The organism is Thainema salinarum CENA647 (assembly GCF_057732415.1).
Genome location: NZ_JBYJZJ010000022.1, coordinates 2,000,064 through 2,024,824, shown reverse-complemented (window position 1 = coordinate 2,024,824; position 24,761 = coordinate 2,000,064). Strand labels below are relative to the sequence as shown.

Annotated in this window: 22 protein-coding genes; 12 read left to right on the top strand and 10 right to left on the bottom strand. The window is 51.3% G+C overall.

Annotated elements, in window-relative coordinates; all coding sequences use genetic code 11:
• The first annotated feature begins 979 nt into the window (after positions 1-979).
• Positions 980-1,960 carry an RNA polymerase sigma factor, RpoD/SigA family gene (locus AC286M_RS15775; protein WP_488205295.1) on the top strand — a complete coding sequence of 327 codons (981 nt, stop codon included), beginning with the start codon at positions 980-982 and terminating at the stop codon, positions 1,958-1,960.
• 68 nt (positions 1,961-2,028) lie between these two features.
• On the opposite strand, the gene AC286M_RS15770 is transcribed toward AC286M_RS15775, so the two are convergent.
• The 4 genes from AC286M_RS15770 to corA all read right to left on the bottom strand — a co-directional run bounded on the left by AC286M_RS15770 (position 2,029) and on the right by corA (position 5,534).
• The gene (locus AC286M_RS15770) at positions 2,029-2,343 is read right to left on the bottom strand and encodes a hypothetical protein (RefSeq protein WP_488205294.1); all 315 of its coding nucleotides are present in this window, start codon (positions 2,341-2,343) and stop codon (positions 2,029-2,031) included.
• Between the two features lie 51 nt (positions 2,344-2,394).
• On the bottom strand, positions 2,395-3,480 hold the full coding sequence (locus AC286M_RS15765) for an ABC transporter permease (protein ID WP_488205293.1): 1,086 nt from the start codon (positions 3,478-3,480) through the stop codon (positions 2,395-2,397).
• Positions 3,481-3,500: 20 nt separating this feature from the next.
• Positions 3,501-4,013, bottom strand: coding sequence for an adenine phosphoribosyltransferase (locus tag AC286M_RS15760; RefSeq protein ID WP_488205292.1), 513 nt, complete (start codon positions 4,011-4,013; stop codon positions 3,501-3,503).
• Between the two features lie 321 nt (positions 4,014-4,334).
• A complete protein-coding gene (gene corA / locus AC286M_RS15755) occupies positions 4,335-5,534 on the bottom strand; it encodes a magnesium/cobalt transporter CorA (protein WP_488205291.1) in 1,200 nt (399 codons plus the stop codon).
• Positions 5,535-5,811: 277 nt separating this feature from the next.
• Here corA and AC286M_RS15750 point away from each other — a divergent pair, with 277 nt between their 5' ends.
• From AC286M_RS15750 to AC286M_RS15740, 3 genes are all read left to right on the top strand, one after another.
• On the top strand, positions 5,812-8,019 hold the full coding sequence (locus AC286M_RS15750; protein WP_488205290.1) for a metallophosphoesterase family protein: 2,208 nt from the start codon (positions 5,812-5,814) through the stop codon (positions 8,017-8,019).
• A 136-nt stretch (positions 8,020-8,155) separates the two neighbouring features.
• Positions 8,156-9,202, top strand: coding sequence for an endonuclease/exonuclease/phosphatase family protein (locus AC286M_RS15745; protein ID WP_488205289.1), 1,047 nt, complete (start codon positions 8,156-8,158; stop codon positions 9,200-9,202).
• Positions 9,203-9,347: 145 nt separating this feature from the next.
• Entirely contained in the window at positions 9,348-9,878 is a 531-nt protein-coding gene (locus AC286M_RS15740) for a YraN family protein (RefSeq protein WP_488205288.1), read from the top strand.
• Positions 9,879-9,880: 2 nt separating this feature from the next.
• Here AC286M_RS15740 and AC286M_RS15735 read toward each other — a convergent pair whose 3' ends face one another.
• The 3 genes from AC286M_RS15735 to AC286M_RS15725 all read right to left on the bottom strand — a co-directional run bounded on the left by AC286M_RS15735 (position 9,881) and on the right by AC286M_RS15725 (position 12,463).
• Positions 9,881-11,218, bottom strand: a complete 1,338-nt coding sequence (locus AC286M_RS15735) for a TldD/PmbA family protein (protein ID WP_488205287.1) — start codon at positions 11,216-11,218, stop codon at positions 9,881-9,883.
• Between the two features lie 76 nt (positions 11,219-11,294).
• Positions 11,295-11,675 carry a hypothetical protein gene (locus tag AC286M_RS15730; protein ID WP_488205286.1) on the bottom strand — a complete coding sequence of 127 codons (381 nt, stop codon included), beginning with the start codon at positions 11,673-11,675 and terminating at the stop codon, positions 11,295-11,297.
• Positions 11,676-11,869: 194 nt separating this feature from the next.
• On the bottom strand, positions 11,870-12,463 hold the full coding sequence (locus tag AC286M_RS15725; protein ID WP_488205285.1) for an NAD(P)H-dependent oxidoreductase: 594 nt from the start codon (positions 12,461-12,463) through the stop codon (positions 11,870-11,872).
• A 458-nt stretch (positions 12,464-12,921) separates the two neighbouring features.
• On the opposite strand from AC286M_RS15725, the gene tadA reads away from it, so the two are divergent.
• Both tadA and AC286M_RS15715 read left to right on the top strand, forming a co-directional pair.
• Entirely contained in the window at positions 12,922-13,443 is a 522-nt protein-coding gene (tadA, locus tag AC286M_RS15720; protein ID WP_488205284.1) for a tRNA adenosine(34) deaminase TadA, read from the top strand.
• A 414-nt stretch (positions 13,444-13,857) separates the two neighbouring features.
• Positions 13,858-14,658, top strand: coding sequence for a lysophospholipid acyltransferase family protein (locus AC286M_RS15715; protein ID WP_488205283.1), 801 nt, complete (start codon positions 13,858-13,860; stop codon positions 14,656-14,658).
• A gap of 66 nt (positions 14,659-14,724) precedes the next feature.
• Here the strand turns inward: AC286M_RS15715 and AC286M_RS15710 are convergent, their stop codons facing one another.
• Positions 14,725-15,930, bottom strand: coding sequence for an MFS transporter (locus tag AC286M_RS15710; protein WP_488205282.1), 1,206 nt, complete (start codon positions 15,928-15,930; stop codon positions 14,725-14,727).
• 378 nt (positions 15,931-16,308) lie between these two features.
• Here AC286M_RS15710 and AC286M_RS15705 point away from each other — a divergent pair, with 378 nt between their 5' ends.
• The 5 genes from AC286M_RS15705 to sodX all read left to right on the top strand — a co-directional run bounded on the left by AC286M_RS15705 (position 16,309) and on the right by sodX (position 20,675).
• The gene (locus AC286M_RS15705; RefSeq protein WP_488205281.1) at positions 16,309-17,472 is read left to right on the top strand and encodes an aromatic ring-hydroxylating dioxygenase subunit alpha; all 1,164 of its coding nucleotides are present in this window, start codon (positions 16,309-16,311) and stop codon (positions 17,470-17,472) included.
• 256 nt (positions 17,473-17,728) lie between these two features.
• The gene (locus tag AC286M_RS15700) at positions 17,729-18,451 is read left to right on the top strand and encodes a PEP-CTERM sorting domain-containing protein (protein ID WP_488205280.1); all 723 of its coding nucleotides are present in this window, start codon (positions 17,729-17,731) and stop codon (positions 18,449-18,451) included.
• A gap of 404 nt (positions 18,452-18,855) precedes the next feature.
• Positions 18,856-19,374 (top strand): acetolactate synthase small subunit, encoded by a 519-nt coding sequence (gene ilvN / locus AC286M_RS15695; protein WP_488205279.1) that lies wholly within the window; start codon positions 18,856-18,858, stop codon positions 19,372-19,374.
• Between the two features lie 395 nt (positions 19,375-19,769).
• Complete coding sequence (gene sodN, locus AC286M_RS15690) at positions 19,770-20,225, top strand: superoxide dismutase, Ni (protein ID WP_488205278.1); 456 nt, start codon at positions 19,770-19,772, stop codon at positions 20,223-20,225.
• 96 nt (positions 20,226-20,321) lie between these two features.
• Positions 20,322-20,675 (top strand): nickel-type superoxide dismutase maturation protease, encoded by a 354-nt coding sequence (gene sodX / locus AC286M_RS15685; protein WP_488205277.1) that lies wholly within the window; start codon positions 20,322-20,324, stop codon positions 20,673-20,675.
• 3 nt (positions 20,676-20,678) lie between these two features.
• Here the strand turns inward: sodX and AC286M_RS15680 are convergent, their stop codons facing one another.
• Positions 20,679-21,320 (bottom strand): ABC transporter permease, encoded by a 642-nt coding sequence (locus tag AC286M_RS15680; protein WP_488205276.1) that lies wholly within the window; start codon positions 21,318-21,320, stop codon positions 20,679-20,681.
• A 469-nt stretch (positions 21,321-21,789) separates the two neighbouring features.
• Here AC286M_RS15680 and AC286M_RS15675 point away from each other — a divergent pair, with 469 nt between their 5' ends.
• Complete coding sequence (locus tag AC286M_RS15675) at positions 21,790-22,812, top strand: cation diffusion facilitator family transporter (protein WP_488205275.1); 1,023 nt, start codon at positions 21,790-21,792, stop codon at positions 22,810-22,812.
• A gap of 133 nt (positions 22,813-22,945) precedes the next feature.
• Here AC286M_RS15675 and AC286M_RS15670 read toward each other — a convergent pair whose 3' ends face one another.
• The gene (locus tag AC286M_RS15670; RefSeq protein ID WP_488205274.1) at positions 22,946-24,649 is read right to left on the bottom strand and encodes a DUF6930 domain-containing protein; all 1,704 of its coding nucleotides are present in this window, start codon (positions 24,647-24,649) and stop codon (positions 22,946-22,948) included.
• Positions 24,650-24,761: the final 112 nt, after the last annotated feature.

The window sequence follows — 24,761 nt, the reverse complement described above, 5'->3', positions numbered from 1 at the left end:
CAGATAGCGTCAAGCCTAGCTAAAACCCTACCGCTATTTCTAGTCACGCTTGCACCGCAGGCGCTTCTCTAGAAAGAGTCGGGTCTATTCACATGAGGCTTGGTATAAAAACTGGCAGGTCACTTTACCGATTTTTTACCTACATGAACCAAACTAAGTGGCTAAAAGACAGAGCAGTCTTTAACAAAGCCGTCTTCAAGCGTGGGGGTGAGGGTTACTCAAACTTGCCAATGCTAATGATAAATGCCATGTAATTCATGATCGATGAGGTGAATTTAGTATGCTTCCGCCACCCGATCTACCGGGACTACATACGTAGGGCTAACGCGATCTATTCTGGTTGGGTTATCCGTATTTCCCCCGCTAAATGGTTCAGGCATAATTTACATAACTCGCCAGTAATAAACTCAATCGTCCCCTAGTCCCCAAACAGATTCTATCAACAGGATGAGTTATTTCAATCAATTCATTTCTAGGCTAGATATTGAAGCGTGATAAACTAAACTCATAATGATTCCGAATTAGCATCTGTAGTCGTTTTGAAGCCGCTTGGCACTTGAGCCGTTATTGAGCTGTTAGAATTGGTGGCTGAGCCGTTTAAATCTGTGAGTTGAACTTTCCCAACAGTTAATTATGCTCCTGATTTCGCTCCATCAGCAAATGGGTTTATGAATTCGACTGATTAAAGTCTTGACCCTATCTCTGTAGCTGTTACATCCCCCAAGCTTCTGTAATGTTCATCACCTCAACCCGCCACACCAAAGCGCAGGCTGGTTCTGAGTTTCAACGCTGCCCTTTCAATTTCGTTATAGCTCTTTTTTAAGATTGACCGTTTTGGTTTCATTCACCTGTCTACTTTCATTCTAGAACCCAGAGCAATATTCGTAGGCTCTGTCCTCTAGGTTCTCTAACTTTTTACTTCTACTATCCTTGTTCTTCCCTGTTGCCGAATTTATTTCGATTGGAGTTGTTTAACCCCATGCCCAACGCAAAAATCCAGAAGAATACTAAACCCACCTTCTCAGCGGATATGGTACGAACCTATCTGCATGAGATTGGTCGAGTTCCCTTGTTGACCCATGAGCAGGAAATTGTGTTGGGTAAGCAAGTTCAGCAGCTAATGGAACTGCTCGACATCCAGGCGAATTTGACCGAAACGCTAGAGCGCGAGCCGACTCAGCAAGAGTGGGCTGATAAAGCTGATATGACTGTAGATGAGCTAGAGCAGCATCTGCGGGTCGGACAGCGTGCGAAACAAAAAATGATTGAGGCGAATTTGCGCCTAGTCGTTGCGATCGCAAAAAAATACCAAAAGCGGAATCTAGAGTTTCTTGACTTAATCCAAGAGGGGACGCTGGGCCTAGAGCGTGGTGTAGAGAAGTTTGACCCCACTAAGGGCTACAAATTCTCAACCTACGCCTACTGGTGGATTCGTCAGGCTATCACACGTGCGATCGCACAGCAGGCTCGTACGATCCGCTTGCCGATTCACATTACTGAGAAACTGAACAAAATCAAGAAAGTTCAGCGCGAACTATCCCAAACGTTAGGTCGTAGCCCCAACGCCGTCGAGATTGCGGAAGCGCTGGAGCTGGAACCGAAACAGGTACGTGAATATCTGCTGATGGCTCGTCAGCCCGTCTCCTTAGATCTGCGGATTGGTGACAATCAAGATACCGAGCTGCAAGACCTATTAGAAGACGAAGATGCATCGCCGGAAGATTATACGGTGCAGGAGTCGTTGCGGTCTGACATCCAGGGGATGCTGTCGGAACTCACTCCTCAGCAGCGAGAAGTGCTGACGCTGCGGTTTGGCCTCAATGATGGTCATGAGCTATCTTTGGCTAAAGTTGGTCAGCGGATGAGCATTAGCCGTGAGCGGGTACGCCAGCTTGAACGGCAGGCACTTGATCATCTGCGTCGGAAGAAAGCCAATATTCGAGGCTATCTAGCCAGCTAGGTTCTGTATTACATCACATATAGCAAAGCGGGGCACAATGTGCCCCGCTTTGCTATATGTGGCTGAATCTACTTTTCGCGCACTAAAAACTCGATATTTGAAGTCAAGGGGTCTTTGACTAACCCCACCCCGATAAAGCCCCAGCGCTCCAGTAATTTGCCTAGTTGAGTCCCCGATACCGATTCGACGGCAAACCGATCTGCGACATCGGGAGCGTGCGTATTCAGATAGCTCAATGCCTCATACTGCTCCTGGAACAGCAGCAAAAAACCAGCCTGCGGTGCCGCCGCTTCTTCTGTATCGGTTGTGCGTCGTGGATGAGCCACCAAATACTGGCCATCCATGCGCGATCGCAATAAATAATGAATCTGTGAAACCACCATAGGCTTATGGAACGGTACAACTTAGTACAACTTGGGACGGTTTGATCAGGACTACTTGATATCGGTAAAGCTAATCCGCGGATCGGCTGCCCTCAACATCAGATCAGCCAGCAAGTTACCAACAATCAGCATCGTTGCACCAATCATCAAGCTCGCCATAATCAAATATTCATCCTGAAAGATCACCGCTTGCAGGGTTAGGCGACCCAGACCCGGCCAGTTAAAAAACGTCTCGGTAATAAACGCTCCACCCAGCAAACCCGCAAACTCAAAGCCCAGCAGAGTGATCAGCGGGTTGATGGCGTTGCGCAATGCATGAACATAGATCACGCGATTCTCGGGTAATCCCTTGGCTCTTGCTGTCTTGATATAGTCCTGCCGCAGCACGTCCAGCAGTTGACCCCGCATAATTCGCTGTAGTCCGGCAAAGCTAGTAATGCTCAGCGCCAAGGTTGGCAAAATCATATGCCAGCCGATATCTAACACCTTACCAATCGGATTGAGATCCGCATGGTTAATACTGGTCATGCCGCCCACGGGAAAAATTGGGGATGTGGCCTGGGCAAACATCAAGAAGAGTAGGCCCGTGACAATGCTCGGCATTCCCTGTCCCAGGTACGACAAAACTCGCAAACCCCGATCAGCAAACTGATTTTGCCGCACTGCGCCAACGATGCCCAAGGGAATCGCAACTGCCCAGGTTAACAAGAACGAAGAAATAGACAGCAGCAGCGTGTTAAACGCCCGCTCCCACAACAGTTCCACCACAGGCCGTTGATAGGTCAAACTGTTACCAAAGTCCTGATTAAACACCACTTGTCTGAGCCAGAGCCAGTAGCGCTCCCAAGCCGGCTTATCCAAACCAAATCGCTCTGTGAGCTGTTGCAGCGTTTCGGCGGAAACTGATGGGTCTTGGCGAAACTTATCAACGTAGTCGCCCGGAGCAAGTTGAATCACGAAAAAGGCCAGAATGGAGGCCAGAAACAGCGTAAATATAGCCTGCAAAACGCGCTTGACGATGAACAAGAACGTATCGCTGGTTAGAAAATCAACTATGCGATCGCGGATCGACGACATGCGATTGTCACGCTTGGGCGACTTGGGAGCATCAGACGGTGAATCAGGGATGAAGGTCATAAAAGGCTAAATCCTGAACCTTAATATTCCACTAGGGTAACAACTGGAACCTGAGGTAGCTTCTGACGACCCGCTAGCGCCAGCAGTTCGACAATAAAGCCAAAGCCAATCACCTCGGCTCCGGTTTGTTCAACGAGCTGTGCCGTGGCGGCGGCTGTGCCACCCGTGGCGATTAAATCGTCTACGATCAGCACCTTTGCGCCCTCATGCAGAGCATCCTGGTGCATTTCCAGACTATCGGTTCCGTATTCAAGTTCATACTCGACGGCGTGGACAGCGGCTGGCAGCTTACCCGGTTTCCGCACGGGTACAAATCCCGTGCCCAGCTTATAAGCCAGCGGTGGCCCAAAGATGAAACCACGGGACTCCATACCCAAGATGTAGTCCGGCTGGAGACTGGCACACTTTTCAGCCATTAGATCAATGGTGTAGCGCAATCCGTCGGGATTTTGCAGCAGGGTTGTAATGTCACGAAACAAAATACCGGGTTTAGGAAAGTCAGGAATATCGCGAATCAGCGCTTTGAGATCCATGAGTTAATTCGGGTAAGTAAATGGCGGACGATTAAACGGACAATTGGATCGTGTAGATCGTAGAAATCCTACCATTTTCACCTGTCACAGATTGGTATCACAAATTGGTATCACGGATTCGGATTACAGATTGAGTCACGAATTGGGCTCGTCTGGAACGTTTGGGAGGTGGGGCTGTAGAGGCTTATATAGCGGTTCTAGATAAGAATGAGAGAGGAGAGTGCCTCATCCTGAGGCACTCTCCTCTCTCGTTTTCTCACTCTTAACTGGAATCACTATAGAAGCTGTGAAAGGCTGTAAAGGCATTAGGCTGCTCACCCCTTACCGTCGAATGGTTGTAAAGTTCTCGAACCAGCCTCGTCGCCAGAAAAAGGCAATTAGGCTGGCGCTAATTGTGATCATGATGGCCCAGGCAAATGGATAGCCCAAGTACCAGTCCAGCTCCGGCATATTGAGCGGCGAGGCTTCCGGGTTGAAGTTCATGCCGTAGAGTCCGGTGACAAAGGTGAGGGGAATAAAGATGGTCGAAATGACAGTCAGTAGCTTCATCACTTCGTTCATCCGGTTGCTGACTGAGGAGAGATAGACATCCATCAAACTGGATACCAGTTCGCGATAGGTTTCTACGATGTCGAGTACCTGAATGATGTGGTCGTAGCAGTCTCGCAGATAGACCTGCACTTCTGGGCTAATAAACTCGGTACTGTCGCGAATTAGGGTGTTAATGGCGCTGCGGAGAGGCCAGATGGAGCGACGCAGGGAAAATAACTCTCGGCGCAGGTCGTGAATTCGTTCTAGGGTTTGGCGGGTGGGATTACTGACCACCTCTTCTTCTAAATTTTCGATATGTTCTCCATAAACTTCCAGAACTGGAAAAAAACCATCAATAATCGAGTCCAGCAGCGCATAGGCTAAATAGTCCACGCCTTGCCGTCGAATCAATCCCTTATTACGCCGAATGCGATCGCGGACTGGATCGAAGGAATCCTGTTCCGGTTCTTCCTGTACCGTCAGTAAATAGTGCTGGCCCAGGATTAAACTCACCTGCTCGCTGTAGAAGCCCTGGCCGGATTCTTTAGGAGCTACCATACGGGCAATGATCAGCAGGTGCTCGTCGTAGCGCTCCACCTTGGGTCGCTGCGGCACGTTGACCACGTCTTCCAATACCAGCGGATGCAGGTGAAACACGCTACCCATACGGCGCAGAACGTTTTCGCTGCCCAGCCCCTGCACATCCACCCAGGAAACGCTGTCGGTATCGAGATAAGGAGCGCAGGCTTCAGGCGCGTCTAACTGAACAATGTGAGCATGGCGAGGCTGATAATCAATCAGCACGATAACGGGTGGGTGGGCGTCCTCCTCAATGGTTAAGGTGCCAGGAGAACTGCCCGGTGCATCAAAGTGATAGTCAAAGTAAGGTTCTTCTTCCTCTTCCTCTATTTCTTCGTTCTCCGGTTCTCGCTCCAGGCGTCGTAGTTCAGTTTCGGTGAGTCCTGACGACCGCAGTGGTGAATTTGACATGGATTTTCCTTTGTGTTGAACCTTATTGAACTCTGTTGACTCGAACCTTACATGGAAATTTGATCAACAGGTGACAGTCCGATCAGCGACAGCGTTGGCGATTTAGGCTAAAACAGATTCAGTCTGAATGATTGATGGCTACCGTCATCGCCAGCGCATGTTTAGACGGCTCTATTTTAGGTTGAGTTGATTTGTACCAGCCTGTTTTGTCTATCTCCGTCATGATGCCGTTTACCCATGTTTGGATTAGCATCAAACCATGTCGTGATTGCCAACCATGATCGAACAGCACCCCCATCTTGATTTTGCCCATTTGCCGCTGGTTCTAGCAGGGCCAGTTCTGCGCCGGACTGAACCAGACGCGGTGACGGTTTGGCTGGCGCTACAGCAACCTTGTCAGATCACGCTGACGGTATACGACACGACAGGGGCTGGTGCAGCCGTAGGGCAAGCGCTGCTATCGAGCGTGGCGGAAACGGTGGCTATTGGTCGCCGTTTACATCTGTTGGCAATTACCGCTCGTCCAGGTACGGGCCAGGTTTTAGAGAGCGATCGCATTTATGCGTATGATTTGCAGTTTGAGATCGCAAATTCAGCCAATTCAGCAGATTCACTCCAGTCACCCCTTTCACTCAGCGAGGCGATTGGCGACAGCGTTGAAGGCTTAAGCTACTTCGACCACGGCCTACCAACGTTTATCCTGCCGCCGACCGATTGGCATGACTTGAAGCTGGCGCATGGTTCCTGCCGTAAGCCGCATGGCACAGGCCACGACGCGCTGCCGCTACTGGATAAGTTACTGACGCACACAGCAGCAGATCCGAAACAGCGACCGCATCAGATCTACTTCACGGGCGACCAGATCTACGGCGATGACGTAGCGGAGCCGATGCTGTGGCTGGTGCACTATTTGGGGCCGGATCTGCTGGGTTGGGAAGAATTACTGCCCACGGGCGATCCGACTAAATCCTTGAAGCCGGGACAGCGCCGCGCCGCTGCTGAAGACTATGGTGGCCTGACGGCGGCCTTAGGCAAAAAAGATGCCAGCAAGGTCAGTAGCCATTTGCTGAGCTTGGGCGAATATTTGGCCGCTTATCTGCTGAACCACTCCCCTACCTGCTGGCCACAGCGGTTTCCAACGGCCAATGAGGCTGGACAGGGCAAAAACTGGACGAAACAGGTTGAAAATCTGCAACTGTTTGCTCAGCCGCTGGGGCGGGTGCGCCGCGCCTTGGCCAATATCCCGGTCTACGCCATTTTCGATGACCATGATGTGAGTGACGATTGGAACCTGAACCAAACCTGGTGCTTGCGCGTGTATGGCCGGCCAATGGGCTACCGGGTGGTGCAGAATGCGCTGCTGGCCTATGCGCTGGTGCAAGCGTGGGGCAATACGCCCTGGCAGTTTGCTGCTGATCAACCCGGTAGCTCCTTACTCAATTCGGTGCAGCGCTGGTCAGCGTCGGCTGGGGGAGACGCTGAGAGCGGAATTGCGATCGCACATTACCTGGGTTTACCGCCAGTTGATTCTCACACCGGATTGCCCAAATTTGACCAAGAAGCAGACTGTTTTGTTCTGAGTCGCGAAGCCGGATCATTGACCTGGCACTACACGGTAGAAAGCTCTTGCCATCAGGTGATTGCCCTGGATACGCGAACGCATCGGGGCTATCCCATGAATGACCACGCTTTAGCTCCCCCCAAGCTGCTCACCCCGTTCGGATTGGAGACTCAACTGACCCAAAACCTCCAACCTGAAACTGATCAGCAGTTGACGTTAGTAATTGCGCCAACCAATGTGTTCAGCATCAAGCTGATTGATGTCATTCACCAGTATTTCCTGCGCCAAAAAAAGGTCTTTGGCTCGGATGTTGGTGATGCCTGGAACCTGCCGACTGAGGCGCTGGCCAGTTTAATTACGACGTTATTCCAGCAGCGCAAACGGGTAATTGTCCTGTCCGGTGATATTCACTTCAGCTTTGCCGTCCGCCTAGAACTAACCAGCCAAGATCCAAGCGTTAATTCGGGCGTGTTGGTGCAGCTTACGGCCAGCTCGATTGACAATGAAGAAACCCTGACCCGAATTATTCACACGCGCTTGAAGGACATACTCTGGCCCGAACGCACCCGCTACCTACAGGGCTGGATCAATCCGCCACAGCTGGCTGAAACCAAAACTCCCCGCTTTCATCACCCCACGAAGCCCGATTGGTTTGGCAAACTTACCTGGGTTCCCCGCCAGCCGACCCAATCGCCCGCATTCAGCCCCATTGCTGAGTGGGTGCCCGTCAAGCGGCGTGGACGCTGGTTGCGATCGCTAAAGTTTTGGAAAAGCCGCTGGGTTCAGGAGGGGCGTGAACTGGTCGGACGCAATAACTTATCCGTCGTCCATTTTAGTCAAGATACGGTTCAGCAAGACAGCTACTGGTATGCACCCTGGTCAGAGGGCGAAATCGTCCGCAGCCGCTTTGAAAGTGAGTTGTAAGTCGGCAACTGGGCATGCTGAGGATACTAGACTTTATTAGAAATAAGGTTTTTGGGGTCGGAAATTGTTTTGTAGCGCGGCTGAGCCGCGCTACAAAACAATTTCCGATAAAGTCTACTGATGTGGGGATCACAGCATGGATGTGAAGTGGCTGTTACAGATAAGTGGAGGGCTGACCGCTGCAGCGGCAGGCGCGATCGCAGTTTTCTTTCTCTGGGCTACTTCTGGCGTCTATCCTATTGATCGGTACACCGAGATTCGCTCGTCTGAGGACGGTGCTGAGGACAGTACTGATAACGGTGCGACTGCTGATCCGCTCTCCAATCTAGGGGGCACGACTGACACGCTAACCGTTGTCACCTATAACATCGGCTATTTATCTGGACTCACCAATAATCAAGCTGTTGAGCGCGATCGCAGCTTGTTTGACACCAACCAGCAAACTGCGATCGCAGCTCTCAACTCTGCCGATGCCGATTTTATTGCCTTTCAGGAAATTGATTTCGACGCCAAGCGGTCATTTTTTGTCGATCAGGTGGCCGCGATTGCTCAGGGTTTGGGATTTCCTCAAGCTGCGATCGCAATTAACTGGAATAAGCGCTACGTGCCGTTTCCCTATTGGCCACCTGCGGCCCATTTCGGCCAAGTGGTCTCCGGTCAGGCAGTACTGAGCCGCTATCCCATTACTGAAAACGAGCGGGTTGTGCTGCAAAAAGTGGCGGACAAACCGTTCTATTACAACGCGCTATACCTGGATCGACTGGCGCAGGTCACACAAGTTGACGTTGATGGGCAGCCGCTGGTGCTGATCAACGTGCATTTGGAAGCGTTTGACGAACCGACACGACGCCAGCAAACGGCAACCGTTCTGGATCTGTACAACCAATACGCCGCTGACTATCCGGTTATCCTACTGGGCGATTTCAATAGCTCAATTCCCAATAGTGAAGAAACTGATCCGACAATTAACCAACTGCTCCAAGCTGAAGGAATTGCTGTCGCCACCTCACCCGCCGACTTTGCCAATCAGCTCACCTTTCCCTCAGACACCCCCACCGTCAAGCTCGACTACATCTTCTACGATCCAGAAGACATCGAACCACTCAACGCCAGCGTGATGACCAACACCGCCCAAGCCTCCGATCACCTACCCGTGCGGATGGATTTTCGTTTACGCGATTGAGATCGTGGCTACTAAAAAATCTTTCAAGTGATGCGCGGCTGTAGGGGTAGGTTTTGATGGTCAAGCTGGATTGAGATAAATCATTTGACGGCTAAACCTGCCCCCTACGGGATGTTTCGGTATTTTAAGGTTAAATTTGTCGATTATGTCATCTGCATCTTCTTCGGCACAAAACGACCTCGGCCAGTGGGGAGAAGATTTTGTTGCCAAGTGGCTAGAGAAACAGGGCTGGATAATATTGCAGCGTCGCTGGCACTGTCGCTGGGGTGAGCTGGATTTAGTGGCGCAGTTTCCGTTACAGAGACAAGTGCGATCGCACTTCAACCAACCTGTCCAATCTTGTGAATCAGATCAGAGCACAACAGGCATCGCCTTTGTCGAAGTCAAAACTCGCAGCCAAGGCAGTTGGGACGCCAATGGTTTGCAGTCGATTACTCCCGCCAAGCAGCAAAAACTCTGGCAGGCAGCTCACCTATTTTTAGCGGACTATCCAGACTTAGCCACATTACCCTGTCGGTTTGACGTGGCGCTTGTATATCACCAGCGCTTCCAATCATCTCAATCTCGCCCAGTACCCACCCCGAAATGGGTCGCACCCTCGCCGCAGATTGGCTACACGCTCGTACTACAGGATTACATTCCCTCAGCGTTTGAACTGAGTGAGGGAAACGTCTGACATTACAGCGTATAAGTAAATCCATCGACGATGATGCCGGGAACCCTGATGCCGCCTAAGCTGCGGTTGCCGTAGGTGCCGACATCGGGGACGAATTCCTGGAAATCGGTCAGCGCCACGAGCTGATCGCCAAAACAGCGATAGAGGCTTTCGTCAAAGCGCAGATTTTCAATCGGGGCGACAATTTCGCCGTTTTCCACCCAGAAGCAGGCGTAGCGAGTCATGCCCGTAATCCGTCCGCTAGGCTGGTCGCTCCAGTTGAGATAGTGCAAATTCGACAGGTAAAGCCCAGTATCCAGCGTTTTGAGAATATCGTCAGCCACGAGTGAACCGGGACACACTTCAGGCGATCGCAAATATTCACCACTAGCTGAACCGTTAGCAGTTTTGCCGTATTCTTTGGCAGTGCGGGAGCTAATCAGCGTATTTTTGAGCTGGCCGTTTTCGATAATCGGCAGTTCTTTCGGGGCAACTTCCCCCAAATCGTTGAACCGAGGCACGGCACCATACTGAAAGTTTTCCCGCAGCGTAAACTGAGACGAGAGATGCTTTTCGCCCCGCTGGAGTGCGCCTAGAGCGCTGCCGCCCCGCTGCAGAGAGGCTTCACTAACAGCACCCCAAGAAAACATGGAAATCAGCTCAGCCAAAGCCTCTGGAGCGAGATAGGTGCGATATTGCCCCCGTGCGATCGCTTTTGGCGAATTAGCCATCAGTTGCTCAAGCTGATTTTTGGAAGTGTGAATTTTGTCGGCGTAGGTGTCGGTATGCCAATCGCTGCCAGCAAAGATGCCTTTGACAGCCTGATTGTCGGGCGTAAATAGGGAATAGTCGAGGGAAAATGTTTCCGTCGCGAACCAGTGGCGCTGTCCGGCAGAATCGGCATAGGCGCGCACAATCCATCCGCCAGCGTAAAGTCCCACAAAGTCTAAGTTTTCCACTAGGGACAGAACAGTTGAAACGACCTTGTCGGGTTCCAGGAGATGCCCAGTGTAAACATCGTGGCTTTGAGCATCTCCGGCTGGAATGACGAGGTAGGGATCTTCGGGCAGCTGGGCGACTTCGTCTCGCAAATCGGCCAGCGCCATCTGCACTATTGCACCGTCAGTTTCCGCATTGCCCGTGAACGGCACTTCACAGGACGCTGCTCGCTGATTATGTATCAGGGTCAGCTCGATGTTGCCGTCAATCACGGAACCCGTTTGGCGCACTTTGGCATGATTGAATCGGGTAAACTGGCTCTCTTCGGCAGATAGCGTGATGACTAAATGTTCGCTGGCTTGCACCTGTTCGAGGAGCTGGTGGACAAGCTGATTAAAGGCCGTTTCCAGATGATTCAACATGACCAAAGTTCAACACAAATAGGGGACAAAGGTTGCGAGATGCAGTTCTCCTTAGCCTATCTTATGTCTGTGTCACTTATCGGCCTGCGTAGTAGGTTTCAATCCAGCTCCGTAGCTCATTATCGGATTCGGCGTAGATGGCTCGGCCTGTGATCGGGTCATAGCCATACCACCAGTGCTGGCCTTGGGAATCCGTAAATTCGCTCACCTTCAAATCTGACCAATGCATCACGGTATTCATGACTTGGTTCCAAATTCTGCGGATAGGATGTGCAGGAACAGAACTGGCGGTTGCAGTGGAATTAACCAGTTGGCGCTCTTCTTGCCGAAGCTGAGCCATCAGTGCCGCATCGTGGCGGGCTTCTGCGGCCTGAAAACGACGGACTAGCAATCTTGCCATATTGGCTCGATGCCGAGCGGTTAAAGCAGACAAACGTTTGGGTGAAGCAGTAGTCATAACATTGACACCTAGAAAATAAAGTATTTGGAGAATTTTTAGATCTTAATTTTAAAATTATTTCTGTAAATCTAGCTACAGAATTGTCTTGTTTTCATGAAAATACATCGCTCGCAAGAAAAACGGATAGAGAATGGCGTTGTGCGGTTCTCTATCCGTTCTGATCAGTTTTTTAATATGAGCGCTTTTAAGCCTTAAGCTCGTCCTCGAACAAACTGGAGCGTAATTTCTGCCACGCGTTTGCCATAGGCTTCTGCCGTAGCAAGATCACCTGGAGACGGAGCACCCGGTGGATCAACCTGGAAGCTGGTTGCCATTGCGCCTGCAAACGAGCCGACGCGATTCATTACATCAGGACCAGGACCAGCCAAGCTATTCATTGAATCAGGATCAGATGCCGCTGGCATCATACCTGTACCGACGTAGATCATGCCGTGCTGCATGGCATTAATCATCAGGCCAACCAGCGTGTTGAGTTTGTCACCCGAAAAAGAGCTGGAGTTCGTAAAGGCTCCGGCAATTTTGTTACTCCAGGCTTGAGTGAACCATTTTTTAGCGGCGACCTCAATAAACTCCTTCATCTTGGCGGAAATGTTGCCCATGTACGTTGGACAACCAAAGATCATGGCATCGGCACTATCAAGATCGTCCAAACGCGCGATCGCATCTTCGGTAGTGATCAGTTCTGCGTCAATTCCGTCTACACCCGCAGCACCTTTATAAACGGCCTCGGCCTGCTGCTTGGTATGACCGTAACCACTGTGATAAATGACAAAGAGCTTGTTCATGATGGTTGTTGCAAGACCTGTGTGATTGAGAAATTACATGCGTAGCGTCAGCACAATAGCAATTCCGAGAATGGGCTGGAAGTCGTATGGAGCACAGTTTTCAGAAAGCAAACTTCAACCTCAAACCAAGCCATCTGCTGTATCGATCATGAATTAACTTCTCAAGAAAGACAATACGCCATATCAAATACACACTGTCCCTATTTAGATGACAATAAGTGTGACTATTTTCGCGATCGCAATATTTGCGCTTGCAACAAAGTGAAAGTGGTAGAAGTAGATGGATTGGCTGGTGGTGGTGAGAAGTTCATGCTTCTCGCTTACGGTAATAAGCTGGCGATTAATCTGGAAATGGATGGTGTGGGCAAGTCTGCACCTGCGATCGCAAGTTCATCGCCAGTTCAGAAGGCTACTGGTCGAAAAGCTCTAGAGAACGGGAAGCTATGGAGAAATAGGGCATGTTGGGAACGAGGTGGGAACGGGTTGAATATACGACACACTGTCGCTGGATGGAGCGGGCGATGGAGTTGGCGGCGGCAGCAGGTGCGGCGGGGGATGTGCCAGTTGGGGCGGTGATTGTCGATGAGCAGGGGCAGTTAGTTGCGGAGGCGGAGAATCGCAAGGAGCGCGATCTCGATCCGACGGGTCATGCAGAAATCTTAGCGCTGCGGCAGGCCGGCCAAATACTTAACAACTGGCACCTCAATACCTGCACGCTGTATGTAACGCTGGAACCCTGCCCGATGTGTGCGGGGGCCATTGTGCAAGCGCGGGTGGGACTGCTGGTTTACGGAGTGGATGATCCTAAAACGGGTGCTGTGCGTACAGCTATAAATATTCCCGATAGTGCCTGTTCCAATCATCGGCTGACGGTGCTGGGTGGAATTCAAGCAGAACGTTGTCGGGAGCAGCTTCAGAAGTGGTTTCAGCGGCGGCGGGAGGTAAGGAGTGAGAAAGCGAGGAGTAAGGGAAGAAAGTAAAAGCGTGGGAGAGTAGGAGCGTAGGAGTGTGGCTTGGGGTTAAGTGTGGGATGGAGAGTGGGAGTGAAGTTTTGGGTTAAAGAAATTTGAGTAGTTTCTATCGGGAGTTGGACGGAAAATTCGGCCAAAATCAGTCGATTGAACGTGACACCAGGGAAAGTGTCTAAGAGAGGATCAAGAAGTGTGGCATCACCCTTTAGGGTTTAGGAAGGTTAATCGAGCAGCATCAAATGCGTTAGCTTCGTTAATCTCATCAGTTGTTTACCTATCCAGCCTATTGGAGCGCCAGGTCGAAGTTTATTTGATTGAAAATCCATTTTGCTAAGGGATTCGATGTCAGTATCAGTTTCGATCGGGCTGCTTGGGGGTGCAATCCATTGCAACCTTGTATCCTGAACCGCGATAGATCCTTACATGGCTTCAAATCATCCAGCTCAATCGTCATCTCAATCATCCAATCAACCATCCGGCGCGATCGCAACGTCTGCATCTTGTCAGCCAACAACCTCTCGATTTTCGCCGTGGCTGACTCCGACAGCCTACTGGTTGGGAAACAAGATTGTTTTCCCGGCCTATTTTGGCGACATTCGGGTGACAGGGCAGCACTATTTGCCGCGTCACGGCCCAGTGATTCTGGCTCCGCTGCATAAGTCCCGCTGGGATGCCCTGATGGTTCCCTATGCGGCGGGTCGAGCGGTGACGGGGCGCGATTTGCACTTTATGGTGACCGCCAATGAAGTTAAAGGACTACAGGGCTGGTTTATCCGCCGTCTGGGAGGATTTCCCATTGACCCGAACCGACCGGGAATCAGCAGTTTGCGTCACGGGATCGAACTGCTGGGCCAGGGTGAAATGATGGTAATTTTTCCGGAAGGCGGTATCTTCCGCGATCGCGAAGTTCACCCGTTAAAGCCAGGATTAGCGCGTCTAGCCCTCCAGGCTCAGTCTATCCAGACGGATCAGGACGTGCGGATTGTTCCCATTTCGATTGCTTACGATCCGCTAAATCCGCGCTGGGGCTGTGATGTCGAGGTCAATATTGGCAAACCGCTGAACGTGCGGCACTACCAAACCGCTCCAACCAAGCAGGCCGCGCAGCAGTTGACTACCGACCTCAATCGCTCATTGTCCTATCTGCTGACGGGGGAACGCCAAATTGAGGTAGCAGACGACTCGCGGCGCGAATTGTTGCTCACGTCTTCTGGACATCGTTAGGAACTCACCCGAGACCCAAAAAAGAGCCACCCCGTGCGGGGTGGCTCTTTTTTGTCTGGCCGTAATTCAGCTTGTGCCAGCGTGGGAGGCGTGACGCGTTAAGCAGATGAAACCAACTGCGATCGCAACTGCTGATCCAACGAAAAAGACGGCGATGCCGTAATACTTCCAAACTGGGCCAAGCAGCAGCGGCGACAAAAACTGTCCCAGCGACGATGCACCTGTGCCAATTGCTAGCACGCCAGCCCGCTGACCTTCGGGCGCAAATTTGGCCAAAATGTCGTACAGATTGGGCATCACGACGCCGAAGCCCAAACCAAAGCCCAGAGCCGCAAGCAAAATTGTCCCTGGTTGATCCAGATAGGGCACGGTGGCTAGTGCCATCGCCATGCCTAAAAAGCCCACCATAATGGCCCCATTGATCCCCAATCGTCTGGCAATGCGGCTGGCTCCCACTGCCGAGATCACCGATGCACCAATTGCTCGTGAAGCCAGAATTGCCCCGTTCAGGAGCGTACTCGCATCAATGGTCTGCTTGTAGTAGAGCGGTGCGTAGACAATCACGATGTAGAAAACAGCAGAGGCCATCGCTAGGGCTAGAAAAGCGAGCAGCACACCGGGTTTGACCAGTACGCGCAGCAGTTCGTCTTTGTGGCCGAGATCAACTGTAGACGCGGATTGAGTGACGGGTTTGCGTAGAACAAATATCGCCAGCACCATGATTGGAATCGCCATCACGTATAGCCCAAAGGCATAGCGCCAGTTGTATGATCCCAGCCAGCCTCCCAGCAGCGGGAAGAAGATGCTGGAGGATGCTAGAGCGCTAGTGGCGTAACCCATCGCCCGCGATCGCGCATCTCCGTCAAACATACTGGCCAGGAAGCCAATTCCCCCAGCGGCGATTCCCCCAGCCGCCGCTCCGACCAAGGCACGGCTCACCATCATAAACGCAAAGCTCTGGGCAAACGCGCCCATAATGCCAAAGATGCTGTAGAGCAGCAGCGACGGGATCAGGACTTTGAATTTGCCAATCCGGTCGGCCAGGATACCGCAGATGGGACTGGCTAGGGCAATTGTCAGCGTGTGCATGCCCACCATGACGCCCGCCCACTGGGGATCAATATTGAACTGTTCCACCACCTCCGGAAAAACGGGGGCCACAACGCCACCCACCACGCTGGTGAGCGCACCTGCCGACATGAGTACGAGCAACAGTGGCAAATTGCGACGGGTAAACACCCTGGAAGATTTAGACGAATCGGCAGATGACATAAATATTGTGGTTAAGTACGACGGAAACAGGCAGAACGCTTTATGGCAGATAGACTCCTATCTTGCACCAAAACCTAGCAGGAGACTATTGTCATCGTGCGGTGACAGCAAATTAGGCAGCAACAAAAGACGGTTGGGGTTGTTGTACCAAATTTCGGGACACCAAATTTCATCCAGAGTTGTGCCAACTGGATGAGCTGTCATTGAGCCAATCCACACCGAACCCCAAATCAGGTATGTGTAGAGTCAGGTCTGCTCCAGCTCATTTGAATCTGTGATGACTCAAATAGTTCCAATGATCTTCTCCCCCACCTGAAGCCGTTAGGTTGAGCTGGATTAACGAGTATCGTAGTATCACCTTTTGATCAGGCATCATTCATGGATATCGAAACAACTCTCAAAAGCCAAATTGTGCAGAATCGCGTGCGGGAAGTAGGGATCAATCCCAACCACTGGTATCCCGTGGAGTGGGCCAATCAGCTTAAGCCCGGTAACGTCATGCCCGTCAAGATCTGGCAGCGTGCGATCGCAGTTTATCGCGACGACCAGGGCCAGCTTCATGCCCTCGAAGATGCCTGTCCCCATCGTGGCGTGGCGCTGAGCGAAGGCAAAGTCCAGGGTCAGCACTTAGCCTGTGCCTATCACGGCTGGCAGTTCAGTGGCGAAACGGGCGACTGTGTGCACATCCCCTATCTGCCCCAAGGCCAAAAGCTGCCCTGCGCCCAGACCCACAGCTTTCCGATCCAGGAAAAATACGGCCTGATTTGGATTTTTCCTGGCGATCCAGAATTGGCTAATGTGCGATCGCTACCCGATATTAAAGAATTCGATCAACCGGGCTGGCTGATGATTCCGATTACGGGTCAGTTCAATGCCCACTTCTCCATCTGCAACGAAAACACGATGGATGTCTTCCACGGCTTTCTTCACGAAGAGCTACAGGGCTGGTTTGATCCTGTTCTCATCGACCTGAGCGCCACTGACTCCTCCGTCACAGCCAAGTACAACGTGTCCTACAAAGGCCAAATGGCCAAGTTCCTGGGCCTGGCTGAAAGTGCTGACGAAGTGACCACACTGCCCATCACCATTGACTATCAGTATCCCCACTACCAAAGCACGCTCCAGGGCGTGTCGTCCCTCTATCTGCATCGGCTCCCGGTAGATGAAACCCACAGTCGATCCTTTGCGTTCTTCTTTTTCCGAGTGCGCCTACCTCAGTGGATGATTAACTCAATGGCTCCCGTTCTCAGTCCGGTGCTGCGGCGCTTTGTGCTGGAGCGCTTCCTGGCTCAAGACGTTGGCATGATTGAAAGTGAGCAGCAAACGTACCTGCAAAATCCCCAGCGGCGCTATGTTGAGATCAACCCCGCCATCATCGCTATTCAGCGGGTGACGGTGCGCCAGTATGATGCCTTTCTCCAGCAGCCCGATCAGTCCGAAGTGCGATCGCATTCTGCCCAGATCATTGAAGAGGACACACCCTCTAGCGCAACGAATCACCTATCCTCAACGGCAACAGAGAGCCGCGAGATGAACGTGTAGCTAAACGAGTTGAACGTATATGTGCCAAGACAAGACAACTGATTAACTCTCAAATTTGAGATCTGTGTCATCTCACATCTTGCACTAAAACCAGAAGAGGCTATTGTGCTGCCGCGATGCGGCAGCACAATAGCCTCTTCTGGTTCTTGATTTGTCAGGGCAAAGTGAAGTCATCCAAAATCGCGGTTTGTTCGTACTTAAAACAGACCGTCGCTATCCAATGGAATCTTCGGTCATGATGCTCAAAAATTAAATCATGAATAATCTTGGCACAATCTCGTTCCTCAGCACGATTCTGCTTGGGCTGTTTGCCTCCTCGGCCCAAGCTGCCAGCTTTCAAGTCGATTTAGATGAGTTGAATGATTCTGGCGTGACCGGAACAGTCATGCTTGATCTGTCTGATGACATGGAATCGCTCACGGTAACGCTGGATGCAATGGGCTTTGAACCAAATGTTGATCACGTGGGGCACATCCACGGAGCTTTCGACATAATGGGAGCAGTCGTTGACTCTCAGACTCCAACCCTAGCTCAAGATACCGACGAAGACGGCTTTATTGAATTGAGTGAAGGTGCCCCTGTCTATGGCCCAATCGTGCTGCCTATTGAAACGGTTAATACTCCAGACGGCAGCGCCAGCTACACCATGACCTACGATCTAACCGATAGCAGCATTTTTGGTAGCAACGTGCTTACATCCGACGATATGGATACCTTCACGGCATCCGACCTGTTTCCTCTGGACTTTCGCGAGATTGTTTATCACGGTTTGACGGTTGAGCCAGGAGTCGGTGCTGGAACGCCAGGTGAGGTTGATGGCACAGGTGGATATCTCGCCGTTTTGCCTGCCGCCGCTGGCGAAATTGTCGCTATCGATGAAGATATGGCTTCTACGCCTGAACCTGCGGCAACAGCAGCACTTGCGATCGCGGGTGTAGGTAGTGTTTTCGGTCTACGTCGCCGCCAGCGCAATGCATAATTGAACGGCATAACTAACTCAGTTCTTCATTTCAGTTATGTCGTCTTTTTTTCAATCAGGGTCAGCATCTAGTCCCATTGGTTAGGACAAACTCCAATGTGAGATGACTCACATCTTGCACAAAAACCAGCGAGGCACTGCGTCTTATCAAGATAGAGCAGTGCCTCTTTTTTAGTTTTGGATTCTGGTAATGGCGCTAGGAGCAGTACTCTGACAGCCAAATTTTATTGATTTGCCTCTTTTCGAGCGCGACAAAAATTCGATAAGATTAGAGACTTATTGAACATAGCAACGCTAATAGTTGGCGACAGCTGAAATTCAGTTGATATTCGGCTGTTTTCCATTAGCGTATTTGAGAACTTTGAGACGTAGCTCCCAGCAACCGGGGCACAGAAGGCAGCCACATGAAACACACCCTCTCCGTATTAGTTGAAGACGAAGCAGGCGTTCTAACGCGCATCGCTGGGCTGTTTGCTCGGCGGGGTTTCAATATTGAAAGTCTAGCCGTTGGCCCCGCCGAGCAGATGGGCATTTCTCGGATCACGATGGTGGTGCCCGGTGACGATAGCGCGATCGAACAGCTAACCAAGCAGCTTTATAAGCTGATTAATGTGATCAAGGTGCAGGACATCACGGAAACCCCCTGCGTGGAACGTGAGCTGATGCTGCTGAAGGTGAGCGCTAATAGCAACACGCGATCGGAGATTGTCGAGCTGGCCCAAATCTTCCGGGCACGCGTAGTAGACGTAGCCGAAGATTCGCTCACAATTGAGGTGGTTGGCGATCCCGGCAAAATGGTGGCGATTGTCCAGGTGCTTAATCGCTTCGGTCTGAAGGAAGTTGCTCGGACAGGCAAGATTGCGCTGACTCGCGAGTCCGGTGTCAACACGGAATACCTCAAGTCGCTAGAAGCCAAACTGTAAAAACTGCTGGGTTTAAGTCATGAGTTCAAGATGTGAGGGCATTGCTCCTAGATCTTGAACTCGTTGCTATATTTGCTCCTACTCAACACTCAATTCTCAGCACTCACTTCACCTAATCCACTTCACCCAATCGTCATTCATCCTCAAGACAGATTGACGCTCGAATTAGCTCCTCCTCAAGATAGAATCGCTGTTGCGAGTGTCCTAATCAGACTGGCAGACCGCTAACATGAAGTCAGTTTGACTTTTTTTACCCAATTTGAACACAATAGAAGAGAAACAGATCCCCTCAGGGGGGATAGTGTGAATTGGGTCTATTCTGCCTCAGAAGTAACTTGCAAAGTGCTTCTAGTCCTAGAATTGAGTTCAGTTGTAGAAATAGAAATTTTGCCATTATGTTGAAGAGATTCGCGTCTACAGTTAAAGCCCTGTTCCCAGCAGCAGAGGTTCATGCTCACTGTGATGGGCCTTGTGGTGTATATGACCCTGCTTCTGCTCGGATTGCGGCTGAGGCTGTTGTCTCCATGACCAAGAAGCTGCTTGATATGGGCACGCCCGACACCGTTGAGAAGGCCAACACCTTCTCTCGTTACGTTGCCATCAAGGAAGAGCAGGCTCAAATCGCTAAAGAGGAACTACTAATCCTCTGGACTGATTACTTCAAGCCTGTTCATCTCGATAAGTATCCTGATCTGCACGACACCTTCTGGAAGGCAGCTAAGCTCTGCTCCGCTTGTAAGGTTGAAGTCAGCGCTCAGCATGCCGATGAACTGATGGAAGCTATCCACAAGATCCACGACATGTTCTGGGCAACCAAAGAAAAAGATGTGAACTGGTACAAAGCTAGCTAGTCACAGCAAGTTGTATAAAAGCTAAAAGCGGGCATTTTGTCGCCATTTGGCGACAAAATGCCCGCTTTTAGCTTATGAATGCGTGAGAAGAATAAAATGCATCAGCCATTGCGGGATAGTGGAACCATTGATTTAATACTGTGGCTTTTGCGGCGGCGGCGGCGGTTTCGCGTGACGGGAGAATCGATGCTGCCGACCTTGCAACCGGGGGATGAAGTTCTGGTCAATCCCTATGCTTATCAACAGCAACTGCCAAACCCCGGTGAATTAGTGATTGCTCAACATCCACTCAAACCTGAATTGCGGCTGATTAAACGCTTGGTCACGGTACGAGCAAATGGCGATTGCTTGCTGATGGGCGATAATCCTGCCGAAAGTACCGATAGCCGATCATTTGGAGCAGTGCCGCATCAGCTAATCCTGGGTCAGGTGGTCTGTCGATTTCCCTAACAATTAAAGTTTATATGGCTGCAATCGCTTCTGCGCTTGACTGAGGCTGATTTCAGCTAGTAATGCGAGTAGCGCGACGGGAATTGCGCCAACTAGCAAAATACTCGTGTCGTAAGTAGCAAATCCCAACACGATGAATTGACCCAAGCCGCCGCTGCCAATAAAAGCAGCCAGCGTAGCGCTGGCAATCACCTCTACCGTAGCTGTTTTAATTCCCGCGATGATTACAGGCAGGGCCAGTGGAATTTCAACTTGACGCAGTTGCTGACTAGCAGCCATGCCCATGCCCTGAGCTGCTTCCAAAACCGCAGGTTCAATACTGCGAAACGCCACGTCTGTACTCACCAAAATGGGCGGTAGGGCTAGAAGCGTAAGCGCGATCGCAGCCGATTGGAAACTCAGACCGAAATAGGGAATCGCTAAAAACAAAATCGCCAAACTGGGAATGACGCGCAGCGCATTGAACGTATTGATCAGCACCGTCGAGGCTAATTGAGATCGCGCACTCCACAGTCCCGCTGGCAGGCCAATCAAAAGTGAGATCGCTAACGGCACTGCAACTAACAGCAGGTGCTCACCCAGGGCGGCCCAGACCTGATCAGCATGATCAGCCGCGTAGCGATAAGCCTGAATGAGGACATCCATTCGTATTTACCCGATTGGTTAGTGGTGCGCTTGTTGTTTAGGTTAGAACATTTGGAGGAGGATTAGGAGTAAGGGAGAGGGAGTAAAGGAGTAAGGGAGAGGGGAAGCAGGGGAGCCAGGGAGATGTTTGGAACTCTGTGTTTTGAAGATTGAGGCAACTTTAGGAGACGTGGCGGTAGATTTTGGATTTTGGGAGCATAATAATTTTGATTTACGTCATTAGGATTTAGCGATTTAAAGTCTGAAATTGGAAATCGATAGCAGTAACTGCATCGGTTAGGACGTTGAGAAATTCTGAAAACGTCTCACGCTGGAACATCGAACTTTATCAACATCTCACCCAACTTGGCGACAACTATTCGATTTCCATGACAGATAACGGACATTGAAGTTAACCTTCTGCTCAAGTTGGCATCTCGACTTACGTTTAGGGAAGTTTAAACCCAAAGCCCTTTCTTTACGGAACCTTATGCACCAAACGCAGACCTTTCACTGTCCAGACTGTGTGCTGAATGTGCCCTACGGAGAATCTCAGCCGCAGAAAATCCGACGACTGCAGTTAGCTTTTGGGCTGCTGCTGCTGTTTGCTGCGGGTGAGTGCTGGGCGGGGTGGCTGAGCCATAGCCTAGCGCTTCAGGCGGAAGCGGGACACATGGTGGCGGACTGTGGCGCGATCGCACTGGCGTTGTTTGCGGCTTGGTTAGCCCAGCGTTCCCATCAGCGGCTAATCGGCGGCTACCGAATCGAGGTGCTGGCGGCACTGGTGAACGGCATCGGTTTGCTGGTAGTGGGCGGACTGATTGGTTGGGAAGCGATTGAGCAGTTTCAAGCTCCGCCCAGTGAGATTTTGAGTGCTCCCATGCTAATCACGGCCAGCGTTGGCCTGGTGATTAACACCCTCAACGCCCTGCTGCTGCACCAGCATAGCCATGCTGATCTCAATCTGCGCGGCGCGTTTCTGCACATGGTGGCCGATATTATCAGCTCGATTGGCGTAATTATTGCCGCGATCGCAGTTTGGCAGTTCCACTGGGTCTGGATGGATAGCGCCATAAGTTTTGTCGTAGCAGGGCTAATCCTGGTAGGCGCTGCGCCGCTGATTCGTCAAAGCTTGGGGGCGCTACTGGCTCAGTCACCATTGGGGGTCACGCCGGATGCGATCGCAACTCAAATTCAGCAAATTGACGGCATCAATCAGGTGCTTTATCTCCAGTTTCGGTCGAGCCAAGCAGCCTCTACATCTATATCAGATACGAATATAGATACGAAACCCGCAGATACGACATCTACAGGCACATATTCCGCTGTCCATCTCATCCTGGATGCTACCGTTCCCTCCGGTCAGTCGCGCGAACACCTGATTCACACGGTACACACCTTGCTTCAGGCTGAGTTTGGCATTGAAACCGTCACGATTCAATTTGCTCAGCCACAGACGCTCTTACCAATGTTGACCACAACGAAACTAACGGATCTCATTCAGCTCAATTAACGCGAGTAGGGGCGAATGGCCATCCGACCTTACCAGATTTTCAAATCCCCAAAATTATTTGAAGTCCCTTCGCCCCTTGTGGGCCAAGGAATTTAGGGATGAGGGGAAAACGATTATCCGTCAACCAGGAGCATCAAGACCAATCAATCGCAAACTGGAGCTGTAGCGGACTCAAACCCAGGGTGGTGGGTTCAACCAAATTCACTTCGTAAATCGCCATCAGGTCGCGCAGTTGAGGATTACCGCGATTTTTGCCCGTAACCCCTTTTGCGATCGCAATGCCACAGCGGCCCTTAAGCTTTTTACATACGGCTTCCCACTGCTGCCGTTGTTTCCGGTAGCGAGGATTATCGCGCAGATACTCCGCCATCAGATGAAACAGACCATCCTGAGTTTGCACCAGCGCCAGATCATACTCTTCGGCATTAAACGGATCTTCTCCCAAGTTGAAGCAGAAGTGCCGCACTCCGCCTGCGGATTGAATCCTGCTCATCATGTCGCTGCCCTTGGGCTGTGAAGTATGGATCATGATGACGGGTAAGCCCTTGCCCGTTTCGGAAACGGATGGCTTGAGCGGGTTGTAAACCAGACGGCGCGCCTCTTTAGCATATTCAACCCATTCCCAAGACAAAACGCTGAACTGGATGATGGACTTCTCCGGCACCAAATCATCTTGCAATACGGGGGCCGGTGGCTGCATCTCATCCAGCGACATCGGCAATGACAGCGACATCGGGCTGTCATCGGCCATTTGAATCAGCTCCTCTGCAATCTCAGGTAGCGTCTGTACCTTAATGGAGATGGTTTTCGGAGATGCGCCTGGTTCCGGATTCGGAATTCGATAGCGTTCCTTCAAATCTGGTAAGTCATCCTGACTCAGGTCATCGGCATAGCGCCGCACAAACCGCTGAAAGGCCGTCAGAATTGCGATGCAGGCAAAGGCTTCTTCCTGGACTAGCTGAGTTCTCAAACCTTCTAGCGGATGAATCACGCCGTAGGAGGGTTCGCGTTCTGTATCCGAGACAAATGCTTCAATCCAGTTCTGGATATTCAAATCCTGCGGCAACGCTAAATCCGGCGTGTCTGATTCATCCTCTAGCGGATCAAAGGTCAAGAAGATGCAGTCTTGCTCTAGAAACGCCTGCTGCATTTGGTTAGACGACTGATCAGTACGTAAAACCCGCTGCCGGAACTGCTTCAGCGACTCCAGTGAGCGGTACATCAACACACCAAACTCCATGCCCATCATGCCCAGAACGGAGAGGTAAACCGTGTCAATATCCCAGCGATTCAGCTCAACCGCGATAATCTGCTGTTCATCCAGGATCGTCCAAGGCGCAATATCCCACAGCGCATCGGCCTGCTGACGTAGCGCATCAACACAATCCTCCGGTAAAGGCGGTAGGTGGCTGTCTTCAATCTGCTGCTGTAAGCCCTGAAAGACCTCGTCGATGAGCGGCAGTTCCGGCACGTACTCAATCACGATGTCGAGATTCTGTAAGGCACCGCGCAGGAAAAACTGAATTTCGCGATCGCGCACCACAATTTTGCCCGGACGAGACGGCGGCACTGAGCCGTGGGGATGCTCCATCGCCTGCAACAGCGTCCGCACCACGGCTTCATGGCCCGTATCTGACGGCACAACATCCACACCGCGCACAAATCCCTCACTACCATCTACCCAAAGAATGCAGTCCCCTTTCATATCTGCACTCGGTTCCAGCCCCAGTGACGGAGCTAAGTGCTGAGTGAGTAGGCGACGGTCGCCCTCCCAAACTGACTGGGTCTTGGGGAGCTGCTGTAGGCGACGACAGGATATCGGACTAAGAATGGTCATAGAGAGGCCAGCGGACTAGGTAACCAATGAACACAGTAGCAAATAGCTTAAATGACTCACCGAAATGATTCAGTACAGCAGAATGAATCTAGGAAATCTATGGATCAGGTAG